Raw genomic sequence first — 21,975 nt, forward strand, 5'->3', positions numbered from 1 at the left:
GCGCACCTGGCTGCATCCGCGGCGATTATCCGGCCAATCGGGCGATTCGAGCACAGGTGGCGGTGAAAGGATGGAGGCATGAGTCCCGAGCACCCCGCACCCGCCGAACCGGCTGACCTGGCCGCCCGTGCCGCACGGAAGCACGTCGTCGTGGTGGGTGGCGGCGTCGGCGGACTGGTGGCCGCCCGCGAATGCGCGAAGGTCGGCATGCGGGTGACACTGCTCGAGGGGTCAGAGGCCCTGGGTGGCGTGATCCGCCGGGTCGCCCTGGACGGGGTCGTCGTCGACGCCGGGGCCGAGAGCTACGCGACGAAGGGCGGACACGTCCGGGCGCTCGTGGACGACCTCGGCCTCTCCGACCGCGTCGTGACGCCGCAGGCGGGTGGGGCGTGGCTCGCCGGACTCCCCGGCGGCGGCGCGGCTCCGCTTCCGGCCGGCGGCATCCTCGGCATCCCCGGCAACCCGTTCCAGGACGACGTCCGCCGCATCATCGGCTGGTCCGGCGCCTGGCGGGCCTATCTCGATCGGGTGCGCCCGCCGCTCACGATCGGGCACCAGCTCAGCCTCGGCCGCCTCGTCGCTTCGCGCATGGGGGAGAAGGTGCGCGACCGCCTCGTCGCCCCCGTCACGACCGGCGTCTACTCCGCGTCCCCGGACGACGTGGACATCGATGTCGCCGCCCCCGGACTCAACGCCGCCCTGACCCGCGTCGGCTCCCTGTCCGGAGCGGTGCTGGCCCTCCGCGGCGAGGGTGCGTCGCGCGGCGCGAAGACCCCGGGCGCGGCCGTGGAGGGCCTCGTCGGCGGCATGAACGTGCTCGTCGACGCCCTGGCGGCCGACCTCGACGAGCTCGGCGCGACCGTGCGCACCGGCGTCCGTGCCCGTCGCCTCACGACCGACGGCACCGCCTGGCGCGTGGTGGTCGAGGAGCCTGCCGCGGAGGAGTCGATCGAGGGGGAGGAGACGACCCAGGAGGCGGAGCTCGTCGCCGATGCCGTGATCGTCGCCACCTCCGAGCACGGGGCGAGGGAGCTGCTCGCGGGCGCTGTGCCCGCCCTCGCGGCCGCCGACGCCGCGCCCGCCCCCGAGATCGAGATCGTCAGCCTGCTGCTCGACGCGCCAGCGCTGCGCACCCCGCCCCGCGGCACCGGAGTGCTCACTGTGCCGCACAGCCACACGGCGAAGGCGCTCACGCACTCCACGGCGAAGTGGTCATGGGTACGGGAGGCGGCCGGCGACCGCGAGGTCGTCCGCGTCTCGTTCGGCGCCCAGGGGGAGCCGGCGGCCACCGCGGCGCTGGATGACGAGGCCGCGATCGACCTCGCCCGCCGTGAGGCCTCGGCGCTCCTGGGCGTCTCCCTGACGGCCGCTCAGGTCGTGGCCGCCCACCGGGGGCGCTTCGTGCAGGCGCAGCCCGCGTCGATCATCGGATCGGGGGAGCGGCGCGCGGCGGCCCGTCAAGCCGTGCAGGCCGTTCCCGGTCTGGCCGCGGTGGGCGCGTGGCTCGCCGGCACGGGGCTCGCCCAGGTCGTGCCGGACGCCGCGGAGGAGGCGGAGCACCTGCGCCGCGCCCTCCTCTGGGACTGAGCATCCGCGGAGCATCCGCGAGTGCGGTCGAGTGCTCCGTGTCAACCCTCTGATCGATTGATGCCGAAATCGGCATACGGCGTTACGCTGGGTACCTGATCGCGGTGGAGACGCGGGCGATCGGCGTCCCCCGGGACGGACCACAGCCGGAACAACGTGAGGAGACCCCATGAAGGGGAAGATCGGACTCGTCGTCGGACTCGGCGTCGGCTATGTGCTCGGCACCCGCGCAGGACGCGAGCGCTACGAGCAGATCAAGACGCAGTGGCTGAAGGTCTGGAACACCGACCCGGTGCAGGAGCGCGTCGACAAGGTCAAGGGCTTCGTCGGCGACAAGGCCGCCGCGGTCCCGGGCGCCGTCTGGACCGGCGCCGTGAAGATCGTGAAGTCGGTCACGGGCGACGGCACGCCGGGGCAGAAGCTCGATGCGGTCATCGCCTCCGGCAAGGACGCCGCCGAGGAGATCTCGGACGCCGCCGAGGACGCGGTCGAAGAGGTCAAGGAGCGCGCCGCCGACGCCCAGAAGCCGGCTGCCTCGAAGCCGGCCGCGAAGAAGCCCGCCCCGCGGAAGTCCGACGACTGACATGCCCCGCGGATATCGGGATCGCGCCGACGACAGCCTGCTGACGCTGCTCGGCGACCTGCCGGAGCTCGTCACGAATCTGGTCAAGGCCGAGATCGACGCGGCCAAGGCATGGGTGTCGCGCACGGCGAAGGACGCGGGAGTCGGCTCGGTCTGGTTCCTCGTCGCGCTTTTCTTCCTGTTCTGGGCCGTGCCCGTGATCCTCGTCTTCGCGATCGCGGGACTGTCGTCATGGTGGCCGGTGTGGCTGTCCGCGCTGGCGGTGTTCGGCATCCTCATCATCGCCGTGCTGCTGTTCGCACTGCTCGGCATCCTGAAGTTCCGCAAGGTGCTCCGCCGCCAGAACCCGGCACAGGCCGTGGCCGAAGACATCCGAATCGTGAAGGAGGCCGGCGATGAGCACCCCTGAGTCGCTGCCGCGCACCGCGGTCCCCGCGGGCATCGTCGATCCTGTCGCCTCCGCGCGCGCCGAGCTGAAGGCGGCCCTCGCCGCCATCGAGGTCAAGGGGAACATCCCGCGACGCGTCGAGAAGGCGTCGGCGCGGGCCGCCGTGAAGGCCCGTGCGTTCGCGGACCGCAACCCCGTCGCCGCCATCGCGGCCACGGTCGGGATCGCCGCCGCCGTCGGCGGGGCCGTGTGGGCCATCGCCCGCGCCATCGCGCGCTGACGGACCCCGCACCGCCCTCGGGCGGAGGCAGTATTCCCCTGATTAGCGGCTCCTCCGCAAAGGGGGCAGACTGGGATCATGTCCGACCTGCGCGAAGAGAACCCGTCCGGTTACACCCTCTGGGCCGTCTGGCGACGCAATCCTGACGCCCCCGTCACCGAGAACGATGCGACCGAGCTCGAGTCGATCGTCTCGCACATCGAGGACTCCGGCGTCACCGTCCGCGGCTTCTACGACGTCTCCGGGCTCAAGGCCGATGCCGACCTCATGGTGTGGCTGCACGGTGCCACCGCCGAGGAGCTGCAGAAGGCTCTCCGCCGCCTGCGCCGCACCGAGATGCTGCGCTCGCTCCTCCCGGTGTGGAACGTCATGGGTGTCCACCGCGACGCGGAGTTCAACCGCGCGCACGTCCCCGGCTTCCTCCGCGGCATCGAGCCCAAGGACTGGCTCTGCCTCTACCCGTTCGTCCGCACGCCGGAGTGGTACCTCGCACCGGAGAGCGAGCGCCGCGCGATGCTCGCCGATCACGGGCGCAAGGGAGCGGCGTTCACCGGGGTCATCGCCAACACGGTGGCCTCCTTCGCCCTCGGCGACTACGAGTGGCTGCTGCCGCTCGAGGCCGACGAGCTGACCGATCTCGTCGACATGATGCGCGACCTCCGCTACACCGACGCCCGCATGTTCGTGAAGGAGGAGGTGCCCTTCTACACGGGGCGCCGCCTGCGCTTCGACGAGATCGCGGACGTGCTGCAGTAAGCGCCATGAGCACCCCCATCCGTCTCGGCACCCGCCGCAGCGCGCTCGCGCAGGCGCAGTCCGGTCACGTCGCCGCCGCGCTCGAGAAGGTCACCGGCCGCCGCGTCGAGCTCGTCCCGATCACCAGCGAGGGCGACACCAATCGCGCCTCGCTGTCGGAGATCGGGGGCCTCGGCATCTTCGCCACCCGCCTCCGCGAAGCCCTCCTCGCCGGCGAGTGCGACTTCCTCGTGCACTCGCTGAAGGACCTCCCGACCGCGGTTCCGGAGTCGCTCGTCATCGCGGCGACGCCCCGGCGGGAAGACGCCCGCGACGTCGTGCTCACCCGCCACGGCATCCCCCTGCACGAGCTGCCCGCGGGGAGCGCCGTGGGCACGGGCTCCCCACGACGCATCGCGCAGGTCCACCGTCGTGCGCCCCGCGCCCACGTCGTGGACATCCGCGGCAACGTCGACTCCCGCCTCGCGCGGGTCGCGTCCGGCGAGCTGGACGCCGTGATCCTCGCCGCCGCCGGGCTCTCGCGGCTCGGCACGGACTCCCCGCTGCATCGCGAGGAGCTCGGCCTCGCGGAGTGGCCGACGGCGCCCGGCCAGGGGTCGCTCGCCGTCGAGACACGGGCGGATGCGCCGGAGGAGCTGCGCACGGCGCTGTCGGCGCTGGATCATCGGGAGACGCGGCTCGCGATCACGGTCGAGCGCGCCATCCTGGAGGGACTGGACGCCGGTTGTCAAGCCCCCATGGCGGCGCACGCGATCGTCCAGGGCTCCGAGATCCGCGTCAGGACGGTGGTCTACGCCCCGGACGGCGGTCGTCGGATCGGGCTGGACGTCACGGAAGCCCTGAACGGGGAGTATATTCATCGGAACGGCAGTGGCAATGGTGCGGATGCTGCCGATGGTGCAGACCCGATGCACGCAGCGCGTGAGCTCGGGCTCGCTGTTGCCCGTCGGCTGCTCGATCAAGGGGCGGCCGACCTCGTCCCTCAAGAGCAATCCGAATTGTCATGACCACTTCTGAAAGCAAGCAGGACCGACCGCTGGACGGCTGGCGCATCCTCGTGCCCCGTGGCGGCCCCTGGGGCGACAGCGTCGCCGCCAGCCTCCGGGCCCTCGGCGCCGTTCCCGTCGTCGCCCCCCTCATCAACTTCGCTCCGACGACCGACCAGGCGACCCTCGATCGGGCGCTGGAGCAGCTCGCGGCCGGGGAGTTCGACTGGCTGACCGTCACGAGCGCGACCACGGTGGACGTGCTGTTCGCGCACCGTGCCGTCGTGCCCAAGACCACGAAGATCGCCGCGGTGGGCGAGACGACGGCTGCGGCGCTGCAGGCCGTGGGCTACGAGGTCGCCCTGGTCCCGGAGCAGGACAACTCCGCGCAGGGCATGGCGCAGCAGCTCATCGCCCTGGAGCACGAGCCGCGCCGCATCCTGGCGCTGCGCAGCGAGATCGCCAAGCCCGTCCTCAGCCTTCTCCTGTCCGACGCGGGGCACGACGTGCACGGCGTCGTCGCCTATCGCACGGTCGGCGTCCCGGTGACGGAGCGCATCCGCCGCGACGTCGAGAACGGCCGGATCAACGCGATCCTCATCACCAGCGGATCGGTGGCCGAGCAGGTGCGCGAGCAGTTCCCCGAGATCCCGGACGAGACGCTGCTCGCGGCCATCGGCCCGCGCACGGCCAAGGACGCCGAGCGCGCCGGTCTCCCCGTCTCGGTGGTCGCCGACCGGCAGACCATCGATGCGCTGATCGAGGCCGTGTCGCAGTTCACCCTTCCGCACGCGGCAGACGAGTTCGCGCCGTGAGCTTCCCCGACATCCGCCTGCGCCGCCTGCGCCAGTCGCGCGCGGTCCGCGACCTCGTGCGCGAGACCTCGCTCGAGCCGCGCCAGCTCGTGCTCCCGCTCTTCGTCCGCGAGGGACTCAGCGAGCCGGTCGCCATCGGGTCGATGCCCGGTGTGGCCCAGCACTCCATCGACTCGCTGCGTTCCGCCGCCGTGGAGGCTGCGGAGGCCGGAGTGGGCGGCGTCATGCTGTTCGGCGTGCCGGCGGTGCGCGACGCCCGCGGCTCCGGTGCGGACGACCCGCAGGGCATCCTGAACGTCGCCACCGAGGCGCTGGCGGCCGAGGTCGGTGATGCGCTCGTCGTGCAGACCGACCTCTGCCTCGACGAGTTCACCGACCACGGGCACTGCGGCGTCCTCGCCGCCGACGGCTCGGTGGACAACGACGCGACCCTGGAGCGGTACGCCTCGATGGCCCTGGCCCAGGCGCGAGCGGGATCGCAGCTGCTCGGGCTGTCCGGGATGATGGACGGCCAGGTCGCCGTGATCCGCCAGGCGCTCGACGCCGAGGGCTTCACCGACACCCTGATCCTGGCGTACGCCGCGAAGTACGCGAGCGCGTTCTACGGCCCCTTCCGCGAGGCCGTGGACTCGCAGCTCCAGGGCGACCGCCGCACATATCAGCTCGACCCCGGCAACCGTCGCGAGGGCGTGCGGGAGGCGCTGGTCGACGAGGACGAGGGCGCCGACGTCGTCATGGTGAAGCCGGCGATGGCCTTCCTCGACGTGCTGCGCGAGGTGCGCGATGCCGTGACCGTCCCGGTCTGGGCGTACCAGGTGTCGGGCGAGTACGCGATGATCGAGGCCGCCGCCGCCAACGGATGGATCGATCGGCGCGCCGCGGTCCTCGAGTCGCTGCTGTCGATCCGCCGTGCGGGCGCCGATGCCGTGCTCACGTACTGGGCCACCGAGGCGGCCCGCTGGCTGCGCGGCTGAGCCCTCCTGCTGCCTGCCGGCGGCCTCCGGGGGAGACGCGGCGGGTTAGCCTGGAAGGGATGCCGGGAGAGTTCCGTGCATCACGGAGGAGCCTCGATGACCGACCGCAATGACGACCTTTTCTCTGCCGCCCGAGCGGTGATCCCCGGTGGGGTGAACTCTCCGGTGCGCGCCTACGGGTCGGTCGGCGGGACGCCCCGGTTCCTCGCCTCGGCGCGTGGTGCCACCGTGACCGACGCCGCGGGCCGCGAGTACGTCGACCTCGTCGCGTCCTGGGGCCCCGCGCTGCTCGGTCACGCGCAGCCCGAGGTCGTCGCCGCGGTGCAGGAAGCCGCGACCCGCGGGCTCTCCTTCGGCGCGCCGACCGAGGGCGAGGTCGAGCTCGCGGCGCTCATCGCCGACCGCGTCCGCTTCGGCGAGATCCGTCCCGTGGAGCGCGTCCGTCTCGTCTCGACCGGCACCGAGGCCACCATGACGGCCATCCGCCTCGCCCGGGGCGCGACCGGCCGCGATCTGCTCGTGAAGTTCGCCGGTCACTATCACGGCCACTCCGACGGCCTGCTCGCGGAAGCCGGGTCCGGGGTCGCCACGCTGGCGCTTCCCGGTTCGGCCGGCGTGCCCGCGCCGATCGCCGCGCAGACGCTCGTGATCCGCTACAACGACCCCGAGGCGCTCGCCGCCGTGTTCGCCGAGCACGGCCCCCGCATCGCGGCCGTCATCGTCGAGGCCTCGGCCGCGAACATGGGCGTCGTCCCTCCGCTGCCGGGCTTCAACCGCCTCATCGCGGAGACCGCGCACGCCCACGGTGCTCTGATGATCCTCGACGAGGTCCTCACCGGATTCCGCGTGCACCCGGCCGGCTTCTGGGGCCTCCAGGCGGCGGCGGGGGAGGACTACCTTCCCGACATCCTGACCTTCGGCAAGGTCGTCGGCGGCGGTATGCCGCTGGCGGCCCTCGGCGGTCGTGCCGAGGTCATGAACCTCCTGGCCCCCCTCGGACCGGTCTATCAGGCGGGGACGCTCTCCGGGAACCCGCTCTCGGTGGCTGCGGGCCTGGCCACGCTCCGCCTCGCGACGCCGGAGGTCTACGCGACCGTCGATGCCGCGGCTGCTCGGGTCTCGACGGCCCTCGACCGCGCGCTCTCCGACGCCGGGGTGACCCACGCCCTCGCCTCCGCCGGCAACCTCTTCAGCGCCTCGTTCCGCGCCTCCGCCCCGCGCGACTACGCCGAGGCGCAGGCACAGGAATCGTTCCGGTACGCGGCGTTCTTCCACGCGATGCGCGAGCACGGCGTCGCGCTGCCGCCGAGCGTCTTCGAGGCCTGGTTCCTCACCGCCGCGCACGGCGAGGACGAGCTCCAGCGCATCGAGGCGGCCCTGCCGCACGCCGCCCAGGCGGCCGCCACCGCGCGCCCCTGACCGCTGCTCGCGCGGCTGCCCGCGAGGCTCGTTCGCGGGAGGACAGGCAGCCGCGCGGGGACAGGAACCCCTGGAGACCGTTGCCTGATCTCCCGCGAACGCCTGCGGCAGAGGGCTGAACGTGGGGGATTCCGACAAGGGATCGTTGCGTTCCTGTGAGCAACTTCCAGCCAACCGGGAGGACGGCGCTGGCAGACTGGGGACATGGTGACGTTGTTGCTGGACCAGACGCAACTCGAGGTCGTGCTCTCGCCCATCGAACGTGCCGCCACCTTCCACCGCGAGAACGTCCGCATCGTGCGGGAGACGATCACGAAGGTCCAGCTCACGGACGACGCCTGGACCTGGCTCCGTGGCGTCCCGAATCCGGGTACCCACATCCCGGGCGTGCTGGCCGCCGGGAGCTGGAAGGCCGCCGGGACCCTCGACTTCGTGCTCATCCGCCGCCGACGCCCGAGCGTGGTCGTCGACCTCGAGGGCGATCCGCAGTACAACCGCCTCATCCTGACCACGCGGCACGGCCTCGCGTTGACGCAGGCGCTCCGCCTCCCGGTCTCCGAGGAGCCGACGACGGTCGAGGAGATCGTCGCCACGGCCCCGACCCCGGTGTCGAAGGGCAGCCGGCGCCCGGTCATCCGACCCCGCCCGGCCTGACCCCGGACGCAGAACGCCCTCCCGGGATGCCGGGAGGGCGTTCTGCTGCGTGGGCTCAGTCGCGGTGTTCGTCCCCGTGTTCGTCCGCGGGGGTGTGCTCCTCCGTCGGGGTCTCCGCGCCGGATGCCTCCGGTCCGGGCTCGTCCCCGTGGTCGTCGGCGTCGGTCGAGCCGTCGCTGTCGTCCTCCGTCTGCGGGGCGGTCTCGGCGGCCGCGGCCTCCTCCGTGGGAGCGAGCGGGTAGTCGCGGGGCTCGTCCTCGTAGTAGGCGCGAGCGGCGGCGGCCAGCATCGAGCTCACGGCGGCCGAGCGCGGGTCGTCGTCCTCGGACGCCGGGGAGGCGGGCTCGCCCTGCGCTGCGGCATCGGCGGCCTCCTCGGAGGGCGAGGTCTCGTCCGCCGACGCGGTGTCCAGGCCGGTGAAGAACTCGACGCCCGCGGGCTCCTCGTCACCGGACGTGCCGTCGTGGGCGTCGGCGTCCGTGCTGTCGGCCGGGGTCGCGGCAGCGGTGTCGGCCGCCTCGGCGGGGGTCGCCTCGGGCGAGGACGGCGACTCGTCCGCCTCGATCTCGCCGGGAGCGCCCGTCGTCACCGGCTGCGCGGACGACTCGGCCTCCGCGTCCGCAGACGCCGTTGCGAAGAGGGCGGCGAAGGACCGCCGCGGGGACTCGGTGGCGGGCGCGGGGGCACCGAAGAGGATGTCGTCGAACGACGGCGCGTCCTCGGCCTCCGTGTCCGCGTCCTCTTCCGCGTGCTCCGCCTCTGCAGGCTGCGTGTCTTCGGCCGCGTCGACCACCGGCAGGACCCGGGTGGCGTCGTCGTCCGCCGCGACGACGGGAAGGACACGGGTCGCATCCTCGTCCGCGGGGACCTCCGCCTGCTCCGTCGGGGCGGTGTCGGCGGCGATCGTCCCGGCGGTCACGGGGCCCGTGGCCTGGGGCGTCAGGTCGTCGGCGAGGGCGGCGGTGCCCCCGGCTGCGAGAGCCGCAGCGGCGGTGCCGGCGGCGGCCTCATCCGTCGACACGGCGTCCGTCGGAGCTTCCGCCGCAGGCGCCTCGGCAGCGGTCGCGGGCTCGGCATCCACCTCGGCATCGGCCTCCGTCGGAGACTCCGCCGACGGGAGCGCCGGGGCGGTGTCGAAGCGGCCGCCGCGCATGAGGTCGATGAAGACGTCCTCCAGCGTCGGGCCGCGCTGCACGAGCGTGCTGAGAGCGATGCCGGCGTCGGCAGCCACGGCGCCCACCCGGCTCGCGTCGGTGCCGCGCACGGTCAGGCCGGAGCGGAGCACCTCGATGTCGAACCCTGCGGCGACCAGCGCGGTCGTGAGGCCGGGGCGATCGGCCGAGTCGACGACCACGGAGCCGCCGGCCGGATCGGCCAGCGTCTCGATGCCGCTCGACAGCACGAGGCGTCCCTTGGAGAGCACGAGGACGTGGTCGGCGACCTGCTCGATCTCGCTGAGCACGTGGGACGAGACCAGCACCGTGCGGCCTTCGTCGGCGAGGCGACGCATCAGCAGGCGCATCCAGCGGATGCCCTCCGGGTCGAGGCCGTTCGCCGGCTCGTCGAAGACGAGCGCTCCCGGGTCGCCGAGGAGTGCGTGGGCGACGCTGAGGCGCTGGCGCATGCCGAGCGAGAACCCGCCGATGCGCGTGTCCGCTTCGCCCTCCAGGCCGACGAGGGAGATCACCTCGTCGACGCGGGCCAGGCGGATGCCGTTGGCCTTCGCGGCGATGGTGAGCTGACGGCTCGCGGTGCGGCGCGGCCGGTAGGCCGTCTCCTCCAGGACCGCGCCGATCGTGCGCAGCGGCTGACGCAGCTCGGCGTATGCGACGCCCCCGATCGTGGCGGTGCCGGACGTGGCGCGCACCTGGCCGAGCAGGATGCGCAGGGTCGTCGTCTTGCCCGCGCCGTTGGGGCCGAGGAAAGCAGTGACCGCGCCGGGCTCGACCCGTGCGGAGAAGTCCGAGACGGCCGTCACCTCGTTGAAGCGCTTCGTCACATTCGTGAACTCGAGCACCTGTCCTTCGGGCATCCGGGACCTCTCGTTGCGATGAACAGTTCCTCCTATCCTGCCGGAAAACCGCCTCGGAACCCGCATTTCGTGCGGAATCCGGCCGCACGCGACGGGGTAGCCTGGCACCCGTGACCGATACCCCCGCCGCGCCCCGTGTCCTCATCCGCACCGAAGGAGCGCTCGGGCGGCTCACGCTCAACCGCCCCGAGGCGATCAATGCGCTCGACGAGGACATGATCGCGATCATCACGGAGGCGCTCGTCGCCTGGCGCGACGACTCCGACGTGCAGATCGTCCTCATCGACGGGGAGGGCGAGCGGGGCCTGTGCGCGGGCGGGGACGTGCGCCGCCTGCACGGCCAGATCACGTCCGGTCATCCGGAGCAGTCCGCGGAGTTCTTCCGCCGGGAGTACGCGATGAACGCCATGATCGCGGAGTACCCCAAGCCCGTGGTCGCGCTCGCCGACGGCATCACCATGGGCGGCGGCATCGGTCTCGCGGGCCACGCCGCGATCCGCGTGGTCACCGAGCGCTCGAAACTCGCCATGCCGGAGACCAGGATCGGCTTCACGCCCGATGTCGGCGGCACCTGGCTGCTGGGACGGGCGCCGGGACGGCTCGGCGAGTACCTCGGTCTCACCGGGAGCACGATGAACGGTGCCGATGCCGTGTACGCGGGCTTCGCGGATCACTTCGTCCCCTCCGACCGCCTCGATGCGCTGCGCGAGGCGCTCGCCTACCGCGCCGACCCGACGAGTCCCAGTGAGATCGTCCTGCTGTTCGACGAGACGCCGGAGCCGTCCGCGCTCCCCGCCGCGCGGGAGTGGATCGACGACGCCTTCGCCGCCCCGACCGTCCCCGAGATCCTGGAGCGGCTCCGCGCGCTCGGCACCGGGGATGCGGCCGCCGTGGCCGAGCTGATCGAGGGGCTGGCCCCGACGGGTCTCGTCGTCACGCTCGACGCCGTGCGCGAAGCCCGCGAGATGACGGGGCTGCGCGCCGCTCTCGAGGGCGAGTACCGCCGAGTGCTCTGGTTCGTGAACGAGCACCCCGATCTCGTGGAGGGGATCCGGGCGCAGGTCGTCGACAAGGACCGCGACCCGAAGTGGCAGCCCGCCACCCTCGCCGAGCTCGGCCCCGACGCCGGGGCGGCCGCGCGCGACTACGTGCCGCAGCCGGCGCTGTTCTGACGCGCGCCTCAGCTCTCCTCGGGGACGACGGTGGCGCGGCGACGGGACTCCCAGGTCGCCCGGATCACATCGGTGACGTCGCCGGGTTCGAGGCCGGCGTCCTGTGCGACGTCGACCAGGTCGCGGATCCTCCGGATCACCGCGCCCGGCAGCACGGCGGCGGAGTCGGCGACCCGCGTGCCGGCCGCGGTGCGCGACACGACCAGGCCGTCGGCTTCGAGCATCTTGTAGGCGCGCGCCGCCGTGCCGGGGGCGACCCCGAGGTCGCCCGCCGTCTGCCGGACCGAGGGCAGGCGTTCGCCGGCACCGAGCTGCCCGGAGACGATGAGCCCGCGGAACTGGCGATAGATGTCCCGGGCCGGGAGCGCATCGTCGGGGCCGGACAGCGGGGAGCGCGGCGTCATCGCGCCTCTTCCGGCTGCCGCGACGCCGCCGTCGCGGAGTCTGCCGACCTGCGGGTACCGCCCTGCCGCAGAGCCAGCGCCGAGAGGACCAGGAGCATCACGGCGACGACCTCCAGCACGGGGGCCGCGGCGCCGGCCGCGCGGGCGATGTCGGCGTAGCGCCAGACGATCTCGAACGTGCCCTCGCCCTCGATCGTGAGGGAGCCGATCCGCCCCGCGCTCCCGATGAACCGCCAGGCGGCGGCCAGCGTGAGCAGGATGCCTCCGGTCGCGACCTGGGCGAGCCCCGCGGCGATCCGGCGGCGCTCGTGGTGCTCGGCGGGAACGGTCTCCGGGCGGAGGAACGGACGCGTGGCGTTCGCCGACAGCGCCCACAGGACCGCCCCGGCGAGGAGTGCGCAGCAGAGCAGCACCGCGACGCCGTAGGCCCACCCGTAGAACCACAGTCGCACCGGGTCGACGTCGGTGTTCGGCGCGGGGATCTCCAGGAACACGAAGGGCCCGCCGTCGATGTTCGACGACGCGCAGCCGGCGGCGATCGTCGTGAGGACGAGCCCGAGGAGCGCGAGACCTGCCGCGGCGGTCCCGCCGCGAGGGCTGAAGGAGAGCCAGGTCCGCCGGGTCCCGGTGGTCACCGGTTCCGTCGCGTGATGTGCCCCGCGAACGCTGATCGCGAGTGCCAGGGCGGCGGCGACGGCGGCGGTCGCGAACACGGGGGCGGCATAGCGCCACCAGGACACCTCGCCGTTGAGCGACAGCACGTACCGCGCGAGCACCTCCACCGTCACCCCCGTCACGAGGACCACCAGGGCGCCGGCGGCGAGGAGGCGCCGCTCGGGCGAATAGCGCGCGCCCACGACGACGGCCTCGTCGCGCGTGAGTCGGGTCGCCGTCGCCGCGCGCGTGCGCCACCAGGGCGTGAAGGCGAGCAGTGCAGCGAAGACGAGGCCGACCACGAGGGAGACGGCCGACGAGGAGAGGACGGCGCCGACGACGTCCGGTGGGGTGGGGTTCGGCATGGCGGACTCCGTTCGTTGTGCCATATGTCTATCACAACTTGTGTCATTCGGGTGATACATGTGTCGGTTCGCTGTGAGCGAAGGTCCTCCGGGAGGGGGATCCGAATGTCGCCGCTTCGTGGCACCCTGTCCTATGGCCGGTCGTCGGTCGGCATCCGTCTGCCGGGAGACCCGCCGCCTCCTCCTTCCTAGAAAGTCCGCCTGTGCTGGGAAAACTCCTCCTCCGATATCTGTCTCGCTACAAGTGGCTCCTCGTCGCCGTGCTGGTCTTCCAGTTCGCCAGCGCGGCCGCCACCCTCTACCTGCCGTACCTGAACGCCGACATCATCGACAAGGGCGTCGCGCAGGGCGACACCGCGTACATCTGGCGCACCGGCCTGTTCATGCTGGCCGTGTCGTTCGGCCAGATCGTGGCCTCGGTCATCGCGACCTTCTTCGCCGCCCGCGCCGCGATGGGCGCCGGCCGTGACATCCGCGCCGACGTGTTCGGCAAGGTGAGCGGCTTCTCCGAGCGCGAGGTCTCGCAGTTCGGTGCCGGATCCCTCATCACCCGCAACACGAACGACGTGCAGCAGGTGCAGATGCTGGCGATGATGGGGGCGACCATGCTCGTCACCGCCCCGCTGCTCGCGATCGGCGGCATCATCTTCGCCATCCGGACCAGCGCCGAGCTGAGCTGGCTGATCGCCGTCGCCGTCCCCGTGCTCCTCGTCCTCGCGGCGCTCGTCATCGGCCGGATGGTCCCGCTCTTCCGCAGCTACCAGGGCAAGCTCGACAACGTGAACCGCATCATGCGCGAGCAGCTCACCGGCGTGCGCGTGGTGCGGGCGTTCGTCCGGGAGCGCATCGAGGAGGAGCGCTTCCGCGGCGCGAACACCGACATCATGGTCGTCGGCCGCAAGGTCGGCTCCCTGTTCGTGCTGCTGTTCCCGCTCTTCATGCTCATCCTCAACGTGACGGTCGTCGCCGTCATCTGGTTCGGCGGCATCGAGGTCAACAACGGCACCGTGCAGGTGGGTACCCTGTTCGCCTTCATGCAGTACATCGGCCAGATCATGGGCGGCGTCATCATGGCCAGCTTCATGGCGATGATGATCCCGCGCGCCGCGGTCTCCGCCGAGCGCATCGGCGAGGTGCTGGACACCGAGTCCACGATGACCCGTCCCACGGACGGCGTCACCGTCTTCCCGACGCCCGGTGCGGTCGCCTTCGACGACGTCGAGTTCACGTACCCCGGCGCCGACGCCCCCGTTCTCACCGGCATCAGCTTCGCCGCGGAGCCGGGCGAGACCGTCGCGATCGTGGGTTCGACCGGCTCGGGGAAGACCACGCTCGTCTCGCTGGTCCCGCGCCTGTTCGACGTGTCCGGCGGGTCCGTGCACGTCGGCGGCGTGGACGTCCGTGAGGCCGACGTCGAGGCGCTGTGGGACAGCATCGGCCTCGTGCCCCAGCGTCCCTTCCTGTTCACCGGTACCGTCGCGTCCAACCTGCGCTACGGCCGCGAGGACGCCACCGACGAGGAGCTCTGGCACGCGCTCGAGATCGCGCAGGGGCGCGACTTCGTGGAGGAGATGCCGGACGGCCTCGACTCCCGCATCGCCCAGGGCGGCACGAACGTGTCCGGCGGCCAGCGACAGCGCCTCGCGATCGCGCGGGCCATCGTGCACCGGCCGCAGGTGCTCGTGTTCGACGACTCCTTCTCCGCGCTCGACCTCACGACCGACGCCCGGCTGCGGCAGGCGCTGTGGCGCGAGCTCCCACATGTGACGAAGATCGTGGTCGCGCAGCGCGTGTCCACGATCACCGACGCGGATCGCATCGTGGTCCTCGAGGGCGGCACCATGGTCGGCGTCGGCACCCATGAGGAGCTGCTGGAGACCAGCGAGACCTACCGCGAGATCGTCGAGTCGCAGCTGGGGGTGGACGCATGAGCGAGCAGGACCCTTCGACAAGCTCAGGGACCCAGGGGACCGGCCCTTCGACAAGCTCAGGGACCCAGGGGACCGGCTCAGGGACCCAGGGCCGGCGCCGTCGCGGAGGGGGCTCGGCCGCCGCGCCCACGGTCGAGCGGGAGCTCACCGCCGAGGAGCAGTACGAGGCGGAGCTCGCCGAGCAGGCTCGGCAGAACTCCGGCGACTGGGACAGCGTCGCGCCCGGCAAGGCCGACAACTTCGGCGCGAGCTTCGCCCGGATGATCGGGCTGCTGAAACCCTCCGCGGTGTGGTTCGTCTTCGTGTCGATCCTCGGGGCGATCGGGGTCGTGCTGACCGTCGCCGCCCCGAAGGTGCTCGCCGAGGCGACGAACATCGTCTACCGCGGCTTCATCTCGATCCAGCTCGGTCAGCCCAGCGGCGACTTCCCCGGCTTCCCGGCCGGGACCCCGCAGGACGTGGTGGTCGACGCGTTGCGCGACGCCGGGCAGAACGACTTCGCGAATCAGGTCGGAGCGCTCGGCGACTTCCAGGTCGGCGACGGCATCGACTTCGACGCCCTGCGCTGGGTGATCGCCGCGGTCCTCGCGATCTACGTCGTGGCCGCGTTCCTCAGCTGGCTGCAGGGATACGTCATCAACGTCATCATGGTCCGCACCATGTGGCGCCTGCGCGAGGCCGTCGAGGCGAAGATCAACCGGCTGCCGCTGGCGTACTTCGACAAGGTGCAGCGCGGCGAGCTGATCTCGCGGGTGACGAACGACATCGACAACATCACCCAGACCATGCAGCAGTCGCTGTCCGGTGCCCTGACCGCCGTGCTGACGGTGGTGGGCGTGCTCGTGATGATGTTCTCGATCTCGTGGCAGCTCGCCCTCGTCGCCCTCGTGGCGCTCCCGCTCATGGGCGTGATCTTCGGCGTCATCGGACCGCGTTCGCAGAAGGCCTTCGGCACGCAGTGGCGCAAGGTCGGCCGGCTCAACGCCCGGGTCGAGGAGGCCTTCTCCGGTCACGCGCTGGTCAAGGTGTTCGGCCGTGAGCAGGATGCCCTGGACAAGTTCAAGGCCGAGAACGAGGAGCTCTTCCAGGCGAGCTTCAAGGCGCAGTTCCTCTCCGGCATCATCATGCCCGCGATGACCTTCGTCGGCAGCCTGACCTATGTCGGCATCGCGGTGCTCGGCGGGCTCATGGTCGCGAGCGGGCAGCTGCGGCTCGGCGACGTGCAGGCGTTCATCCAGTACTCGCAGCAGTTCACGCAGCCGCTGTCCGAGCTGGGCGGCATGGCTGCGGTCGTGCAGTCCGGCACGGCGTCGGCGGAGCGGGTGTTCGATCTGCTCGACGCCGACGAGCAGGAGGCCGACGCCCCCGACGCCCCCGCGCTCCGCGAGGGGGAGGGCGTGATCGAGTTCGAGAACGTCTCCTTCTCGTACTCGCCGGAGCGTCCGCTCATCACCGACCTGTCGTTCCGGGTGGAGCCGGGGCAGACCGTCGCGATCGTCGGACCCACCGGCGCCGGCAAGACGACGCTCGTGAACCTCATCATGCGGTTCTACGAGCTCAGCGGCGGCCGGATCATGCTCGACGGTCAGGACATCTCGACCATCACCCGGGACGACCTGCGGTCCCGCACCGGCATGGTGCTCCAGGACCCCTGGCTGTTCGCCGGGAGCATCCGCGAGAACATCCGCTACGGCCGCTCGACCGCGACGGACGAGGAGGTGCTGGCCGCGGCGAAGGCGACCTACGTCGACCGCTTCGTGCACGCGCTTCCGGACGGGTACGACACCGTGCTCGACGAGGACGCGTCGAACGTCTCGGCCGGTGAGCGCCAGCTCATCACGATCGCGCGGGCCTTCGTGGCGCAGCCGTCGATCCTCATCCTGGACGAGGCCACATCGGCGGTCGACACCCGCACCGAGCTGCTGCTGCAGAACGCCATGGCAGCGCTCCGGCAGGGGCGCACCTCGTTCGTCATCGCGCACCGGCTGTCGACCATCCGCGACGCCGACCTCATCCTCGTGATGGAGCACGGCGACATCGTGGAGAAGGGCACGCACGACGAGCTCATCGCCGCGCAGGGCGCGTACTGGCGGCTGTACCAGTCGCAGTTCGAGCAGGCCGCGACCGACCTCGACGCGGAAGCGGCCCTGACCGGGTCGTCTCCGGTCGTGGTGACCGGAGACGCCGACGCCGAGGCCCGCGTGGAGGAGCAGGCGGCGGACGCCGTGGCGGGTGCCGCCGTCGGTGCCCAGCTCCCCGGGGCGGAGGCCGCCGCGGCGCAGGCGCTCCTCGACGACGGGGCGGACGGCTCGACGCCGCGCCCCTGATCGGCATCGCCCTGACGCCCCGCTCCGGACTCGGAGCGGGGCGTCAGTCGTCAGGAGCGGTCCGCGGCGATGCCGAACAGTTCGAGGGGATGGGTGAGGCGCCACCACGGGCTGGGGCCCTCCACGTCCTCGGCGAGCACGAGCGCGGTCTCGGTCGTGTCGACGGGGCCGGTCGTGGTGAGGGTTCCGACGTCGCCGTCCGCCTCGCGCTGCTCGCCGAGATCGAACACGGCCGACGCGGTCGCGCTCGCCCCGTTCCACAGCACCACCTCCGCGTCCTCGCCGGTCACGACGTCGACCTCCTCGCCCCAGATGGTACGGACGCGCCCGACCACCGTCCCGGCGGGAACGGCGGGGCCCTGCGCCTGCAGCGCGGCCTCGGTCTGCGCGAACAGCGCGCGCGTGAGGGCGAGACGCGCCTCGTCGTCCTCCTGGTTCAGCGCCGCGGCGTAGAGGCGGACGGTCGAGTCCCCGATGGAGACGTCCTTCGCGGTCAGCAGGTTCCACCCGACCAGCGTCCCGGTCTTGATGCCGACGACCCCGGGATCGGCGAGCATGCCGTTGGTGTTCTCGACCGTGCCGGCCCCCGGAAGCTCGACCGACCGGGTGCCCACGATCTCCGCGAACACGGGGTTCTGCATCGCGAGCTCGCCGAGAGCCACGAGGGCCTCCGGGGTGGCGACGTTGCGCGCGTCGAATCCGGACGGCGTGACCACGGTGATCCCGGAGAGCCCGCGCTCGCCGAGCCACACCTCGGCGGCGGCCGCGAACTCCCGATCGGAGCCCCAGATCTCCGCCGCGAGCCGATCGATGTAGTTGTTGGCCGAACCGAGCAGGGTGCCCTGCAGGAGCTGGTACTCGGTGAGCACCCCGCCCACGGGCACGTCCAGCGCGGACTGATTCGAGATCCGGTAGTCCCAGTAACGGATGCTGTCGGCGTAGGTGAAGGAGAACTCGGGCCCCTGCTCCCCGGGGGCGAGGGGAAGGCGATCCAGCACCATGAGCGTGCTGACGACCTTGGTGATGCTCGCGATGCTGACCGGGGCGGTCGTGGACGCCGTCGTGGTCATCCCGGCGATGCCCACGGCACCGTCTCCCACCTCCGGCCAGGCGAGCGCGGCCGTGGGGGCGGCCACCGGGGTGAACTCCACGGCCTGGACGGTGGGGGCGACCTCGTGCAGCGGCCAGAGCAGCGTGCTCCCGGCATAGGAGGCGACGAGCCCGGCGAGGATCGCGAGCGGGACGAGCAGCCCGGGGCCGGCGATCGCAGGACGCAGCGTCGCATCGCGCAGCAGACCCGGGGTGGCCTCGGCTGCCGGGGTGGCGTCGAACTCCGGCGTCGACGAGCCGGCCTCGACCACGCCGGTGTCGACCCAGGTCAGCGCGGTCGCCGGTGTGGAGGCGTCGGCCCACGCGACGGTCTCCGTCGTGGGCGCGGGCACCGCGTCGACGGTCTGCGAGGACGCGGGAACGGAGTCTTCGGGCCGCGCGTCGACGCCGACGCCGCCGGACGCCTCTTCAGGGGGATCGGAAGCGGTCACTCGCTTACGGTACCGAATGCCGCCAGGAATCCGCCGTGCGCGGCTCGGGACGCGCGGGCGGAAGACGCTAGGATCGACAGCACAACCACGGGAGTCCGGCGAGCCGGGCTGAGAGGGAGCGAATCGCGCTTCGACCGTCGAACCTGATCTGGGTCATGCCAGCGCAGGGAGGAGTTCACATGAGTACGTCCACGTCCACATCCTCGTCCACGAAGACGACCGGCGCTCCGGCGCGCAGCTATCTGCGGTGGCGCATCGTCGACATCGTCGTCGCCAGCGTGCTCGGCGTCGCCGCCGGCCTGATCTTCCTGGCCTGGAACGTCGGGTACCTCGGCCCCAAGGCCCTGCTCGAGCCGCTGCTCCCCGGGCTCCAGGGGCTCCTGGACGGACCGTGGCTGTTCGCCGGAGTGCTCGGCGGCCTCATCATCCGCAAGGCCGGTGCGGCGATCTACGTCGAACTGCTGGCCGCCGTCGTCTCGGCGCTCATCGGCAACCAGTGGGGTGGCTTCCTCACGCTCGAGGCGGGTCTCGTGCAGGGCCTCGGTGCCGAGCTGGTCTTCCTGCTGTTCTTCTACCGTCGCTGGTCGCTGCCCGTCGCGATCCTCGCCGGTGCCGGCGCTGCGCTCGCGGGAGGCATCAACAACCTCATCCTCTGGTACGCCGGCTCCGGTCCCGCGTTCACCGTGATCTACCTCGTGAGCACCGTGATCTCCGGCGCCGTCATCGCCGGTGCCCTGTCGTGGGTGCTCGCGCGCGGCATCGCGGCGACCGGGGCGCTGGACCGCTTCGGCTCCGGGCGCGAGGCGCGCGTGCGCGTCTGATGGCGGCGCAGGTCGCTCCCGCCGTCGTCGAGGCGCGCGGCTGGGGCTGGCGGCATGCGAGCCGCCGGGCCTGGGCGCTGCGCGACCTCTCGTTCCGCATCGAGCCCGGCGAGCGGGTGCTCGTGCTCGGGGCCTCCGGGGCGGGCAAGTCGACCCTGCTGCACGGTCTCGCGGGCGTGCTCGGCGGCGAGGAGGAGGGCGAGAGCGCGGGGGAGCTCCTCGTCGACGACGCTCCGGCTGTGGCGACCCGCGGGCGCGCCGGACTCGTCCTCCAGGACCCCGATTCCCAGGTGATCCTCGCGCGCGCAGGCGACGACGTCGCGTTCGGGTGCGAGAACCTCGGCGTGCCGCGTGCGGAGATCTGGCCGCGTGTCGAGGCGGCGCTCGCTGCCGTCGGGCTCGAGGTGCCGCTCGATCATCCGACCAAGGCGCTGTCGGGCGGCCAGAAGCAGCGCCTCGCCCTCGCCGGCATGCTCGCGATGCGCCCCGGCCTCGTCCTCCTGGACGAGCCGACGGCGAACCTCGATCCGGACGGGGTGCGCGAGGTCAGGGAGGCGGTGGAGCGGATGCTCGCCGCGCACCCCGCCACCCTCGTGGTCGTGGAGCATCGGCTCGAGGTGTGGTTGCCGCTCCTCACCCGGGTCATCGTGCTCGGTGCCGGCGGGGTGGTCGCGGACGGCCCTCCCGCCGCGGTGCTCGGTGCGCAGGGGGAGCGCCTGGCGGCGGACGGCGTCTGGGTGCCCGGGCGTCCTCCCGTCGAACCGCCGGCACCGCGGGCGGTACCGGGGGAGGTGCTGCTGTCGGCGCGTGCACTCGCCGTGGCGCGGGTGAAGGGGCGTCCGGTGGCCCGCGGCATCGACCTGGACGTGCGTGCGGGCGAGGCCCTCGCGATCACCGGTCCGAACGGCGCGGGCAAATCCACGCTGGGCCTGACCCTCGCGGGCCTGCTCCCGCCCGCGGAGGGGGCCGTGATCGCGGCGCCGATGCTCGCGCAGGGTGCCGATCCCGCGCCGATCCGCTGGGCATCCCGCGACCTCCTCACCCGGATCGGCATGGTCTTCCAGGAGCCGGAGCACCAGCTCCTCGCCACCACCGTGCGGGACGAGCTCGCCATCGGCCCGCGCGCGCTGGGCGTCCCCGAGGACGAGGTCGAGGCCCGCGTCGACGAGCTGCTCACCCGCCTGCGCCTGTCCCCGCTGGGAGCCGCCAACCCGTACACGCTCTCGGGTGGGGAGAAGCGTCGTCTCACGGTCGCGGCCGCGATCGCCACGCGACCCCGGGTGCTGATCCTCGACGAGCCGACGTTCGGACAGGACGCCCGCACCTGGGCCGAGCTCGTCGCGATGCTCGCCACGCTCCGGGATGAGGGCTCCGCGATCGTCACCGTCACGCACGACCTCGACGTGGCGCGCGCCCTGCACGCCACCCGCTTCGCCCTGGGGGCGCCGGCATGACGGATCTCGCCGACACCCGCGCCCGCGCCGGCGTCGTGGCCCGGATCAACCCGGTCGCGAAGCTCGGCGTGAGCGCGCTCATCGCCGTGCCGTTGATCCTCACGCTGGATCCGGTGTCGGCGTCAGTCGCCCTGGTGCTCGAAGCCGTGCTGTTCCTGTTCGCCGGCATCGGGTGGCGCGAGTTCTGGGTGCGCACCTGGCCGGTCTGGCTCGCGGCGCCGCTGACGGGTCTCACCATCGCCCTCTACGGCGAGACGAGCGGCACGGTCTACGTCGACTGGTTCGTGCTGCGCATCAGCGAGGGGTCGCTCGCGCTCGCCGTCGCCACGATGCTCCGGGTGCTCGCGATCGCCCTGCCCTCGGTGGTGCTCTTCATCACGGTCGATCCGACCGATCTCGCCGACGGCCTCGGGCAGATCCTGCGCCTGCCCGCCCGATTCGTGCTCGGTGCGCTCGCGGGCCTGCGCATGGTGGGGTTGTTCCTCGACGACTGGCGGGCTCTAGAACTCGCGCGACGGGCGCGTGGCGTCGCCGACCGCGGACGCATCCGGCGCTTCTTCGGCATGGCCTTCGCCCTGCTCGTCCTGTCGATCCGCCGCGGCGCCAAGCTCGCGACCGCGATGGAGGCACGGGGCTTCGGTGCCCCCGGCCGTCGCACCTGGGCGCGCGAGTCCCGCTTCGGTGCCCCCGAGTGGGCCCTCCTCGCCGTCGGAGCCGCGATCTCCGGGATCGCGATCGCCGCCGCGGTCGCGACCGGCGCCTGGAACTTCATCCTCGGTCCGTCCTGACCCTCACCCCTTTCGGACGAGGGCCCCTGGAGGTGGCTCAGCGG

Annotated in this window: 20 protein-coding genes and 1 riboswitch; of the genes, 16 read left to right on the forward strand and 4 right to left on the reverse strand. The window is 72.4% G+C overall.

The window, feature by feature from the left end; all coding sequences use genetic code 11:
- Positions 1–78: 78 nt before the first annotated feature.
- The 10 genes from ACIQID_RS12155 to ACIQID_RS12200 all read left to right on the forward strand — a co-directional run bounded on the left by ACIQID_RS12155 (position 79) and on the right by ACIQID_RS12200 (position 8,442).
- Entirely contained in the window at positions 79–1,587 is a 1,509-nt protein-coding gene (locus tag ACIQID_RS12155; protein WP_400285208.1) for a protoporphyrinogen/coproporphyrinogen oxidase, read from the forward strand.
- 169 nt (positions 1,588–1,756) lie between these two features.
- Positions 1,757–2,170, forward strand: a complete 414-nt coding sequence (locus ACIQID_RS12160) for a hypothetical protein (RefSeq protein ID WP_312674784.1) — start codon at positions 1,757–1,759, stop codon at positions 2,168–2,170.
- Between the two features lies 1 nt (position 2,171).
- A complete protein-coding gene (locus ACIQID_RS12165; RefSeq protein WP_025104873.1) occupies positions 2,172–2,579 on the forward strand; it encodes a phage holin family protein in 408 nt (135 codons plus the stop codon).
- Positions 2,566–2,838 (forward strand): hypothetical protein, encoded by a 273-nt coding sequence (locus ACIQID_RS12170; protein WP_312674788.1) that lies wholly within the window; start codon positions 2,566–2,568, stop codon positions 2,836–2,838. Before ACIQID_RS12165 ends, ACIQID_RS12170 begins: the two co-directional genes overlap by 14 nt.
- 78 nt (positions 2,839–2,916) lie before the next feature.
- Entirely contained in the window at positions 2,917–3,594 is a 678-nt protein-coding gene (gene hemQ, locus ACIQID_RS12175) for a hydrogen peroxide-dependent heme synthase (protein WP_174521419.1), read from the forward strand.
- Positions 3,595–3,599: 5 nt separating this feature from the next.
- Positions 3,600–4,601, forward strand: coding sequence for a hydroxymethylbilane synthase (gene hemC / locus ACIQID_RS12180; protein WP_312674791.1), 1,002 nt, complete (start codon positions 3,600–3,602; stop codon positions 4,599–4,601).
- Complete coding sequence (locus tag ACIQID_RS12185) at positions 4,598–5,395, forward strand: uroporphyrinogen-III synthase (protein WP_312674792.1); 798 nt, start codon at positions 4,598–4,600, stop codon at positions 5,393–5,395. Before hemC ends, ACIQID_RS12185 begins: the two co-directional genes overlap by 4 nt.
- A complete protein-coding gene (gene hemB / locus ACIQID_RS12190; protein ID WP_400285215.1) occupies positions 5,392–6,369 on the forward strand; it encodes a porphobilinogen synthase in 978 nt (325 codons plus the stop codon). Before ACIQID_RS12185 ends, hemB begins: the two co-directional genes overlap by 4 nt.
- Positions 6,370–6,465: 96 nt before the next feature.
- Entirely contained in the window at positions 6,466–7,788 is a 1,323-nt protein-coding gene (locus ACIQID_RS12195) for a glutamate-1-semialdehyde 2,1-aminomutase (RefSeq protein ID WP_400285218.1), read from the forward strand.
- Between the two features lie 204 nt (positions 7,789–7,992).
- Positions 7,993–8,442 carry a hypothetical protein gene (locus ACIQID_RS12200; RefSeq protein WP_312674795.1) on the forward strand — a complete coding sequence of 150 codons (450 nt, stop codon included), beginning with the start codon at positions 7,993–7,995 and terminating at the stop codon, positions 8,440–8,442.
- A 55-nt stretch (positions 8,443–8,497) separates the two neighbouring features.
- On the opposite strand, the gene ACIQID_RS12205 is transcribed toward ACIQID_RS12200, so the two are convergent.
- Positions 8,498–10,474, reverse strand: a complete 1,977-nt coding sequence (locus ACIQID_RS12205; RefSeq protein WP_400285222.1) for an ATP-binding cassette domain-containing protein — start codon at positions 10,472–10,474, stop codon at positions 8,498–8,500.
- 110 nt (positions 10,475–10,584) lie between these two features.
- Between ACIQID_RS12205 and ACIQID_RS12210 the strand changes: the two genes are divergently transcribed.
- Positions 10,585–11,646 carry an enoyl-CoA hydratase/isomerase family protein gene (locus ACIQID_RS12210; protein WP_400285226.1) on the forward strand — a complete coding sequence of 354 codons (1,062 nt, stop codon included), beginning with the start codon at positions 10,585–10,587 and terminating at the stop codon, positions 11,644–11,646.
- 8 nt (positions 11,647–11,654) lie between these two features.
- Here the strand turns inward: ACIQID_RS12210 and ACIQID_RS12215 are convergent, their stop codons facing one another.
- On the reverse strand, positions 11,655–12,050 hold the full coding sequence (locus ACIQID_RS12215; RefSeq protein ID WP_400285229.1) for a GntR family transcriptional regulator: 396 nt from the start codon (positions 12,048–12,050) through the stop codon (positions 11,655–11,657).
- On the reverse strand, positions 12,047–13,069 hold the full coding sequence (locus ACIQID_RS12220) for a hypothetical protein (protein WP_400285232.1): 1,023 nt from the start codon (positions 13,067–13,069) through the stop codon (positions 12,047–12,049). The genes ACIQID_RS12215 and ACIQID_RS12220 overlap by 4 nt, the downstream gene beginning before the upstream one ends.
- A 203-nt stretch (positions 13,070–13,272) precedes the next feature.
- Between ACIQID_RS12220 and ACIQID_RS12225 the strand changes: the two genes are divergently transcribed.
- Together ACIQID_RS12225 and ACIQID_RS12230 are read left to right on the forward strand one after the other, a co-directional pair.
- The gene (locus ACIQID_RS12225; protein WP_312674800.1) at positions 13,273–15,000 is read left to right on the forward strand and encodes an ABC transporter ATP-binding protein; all 1,728 of its coding nucleotides are present in this window, start codon (positions 13,273–13,275) and stop codon (positions 14,998–15,000) included.
- Positions 14,997–17,327, forward strand: a complete 2,331-nt coding sequence (locus ACIQID_RS12230) for an ABC transporter ATP-binding protein (RefSeq protein WP_400285236.1) — start codon at positions 14,997–14,999, stop codon at positions 17,325–17,327. Before ACIQID_RS12225 ends, ACIQID_RS12230 begins: the two co-directional genes overlap by 4 nt.
- Positions 17,328–17,377: 50 nt before the next feature.
- On the opposite strand, the gene ACIQID_RS12235 is transcribed toward ACIQID_RS12230, so the two are convergent.
- Complete coding sequence (locus tag ACIQID_RS12235) at positions 17,378–18,868, reverse strand: D-alanyl-D-alanine carboxypeptidase (RefSeq protein WP_400285239.1); 1,491 nt, start codon at positions 18,866–18,868, stop codon at positions 17,378–17,380.
- 77 nt (positions 18,869–18,945) lie between these two features.
- A riboswitch (TPP riboswitch) is annotated at positions 18,946–19,055 on the forward strand.
- Here ACIQID_RS12235 and ACIQID_RS12240 point away from each other — a divergent pair.
- From ACIQID_RS12240 to ACIQID_RS12250, 3 genes are all read left to right on the forward strand, one after another.
- On the forward strand, positions 19,048–19,689 hold the full coding sequence (locus tag ACIQID_RS12240; protein WP_312674804.1) for an ECF transporter S component: 642 nt from the start codon (positions 19,048–19,050) through the stop codon (positions 19,687–19,689). Its footprint overlaps the riboswitch before it by 8 nt.
- Entirely contained in the window at positions 19,689–21,143 is a 1,455-nt protein-coding gene (locus tag ACIQID_RS12245) for an ABC transporter ATP-binding protein (RefSeq protein ID WP_400285244.1), read from the forward strand. Before ACIQID_RS12240 ends, ACIQID_RS12245 begins: the two co-directional genes overlap by 1 nt.
- Positions 21,140–21,931 carry an energy-coupling factor transporter transmembrane component T family protein gene (locus tag ACIQID_RS12250; RefSeq protein ID WP_400285249.1) on the forward strand — a complete coding sequence of 264 codons (792 nt, stop codon included), beginning with the start codon at positions 21,140–21,142 and terminating at the stop codon, positions 21,929–21,931. Before ACIQID_RS12245 ends, ACIQID_RS12250 begins: the two co-directional genes overlap by 4 nt.
- Positions 21,932–21,975 lie beyond the last annotated feature (44 nt).

The organism is Microbacterium sp. NPDC091676 (assembly GCF_044756645.1).
Classification (GTDB): Bacteria; Actinomycetota; Actinomycetes; order Actinomycetales; family Microbacteriaceae; genus Microbacterium; species Microbacterium paraoxydans_D.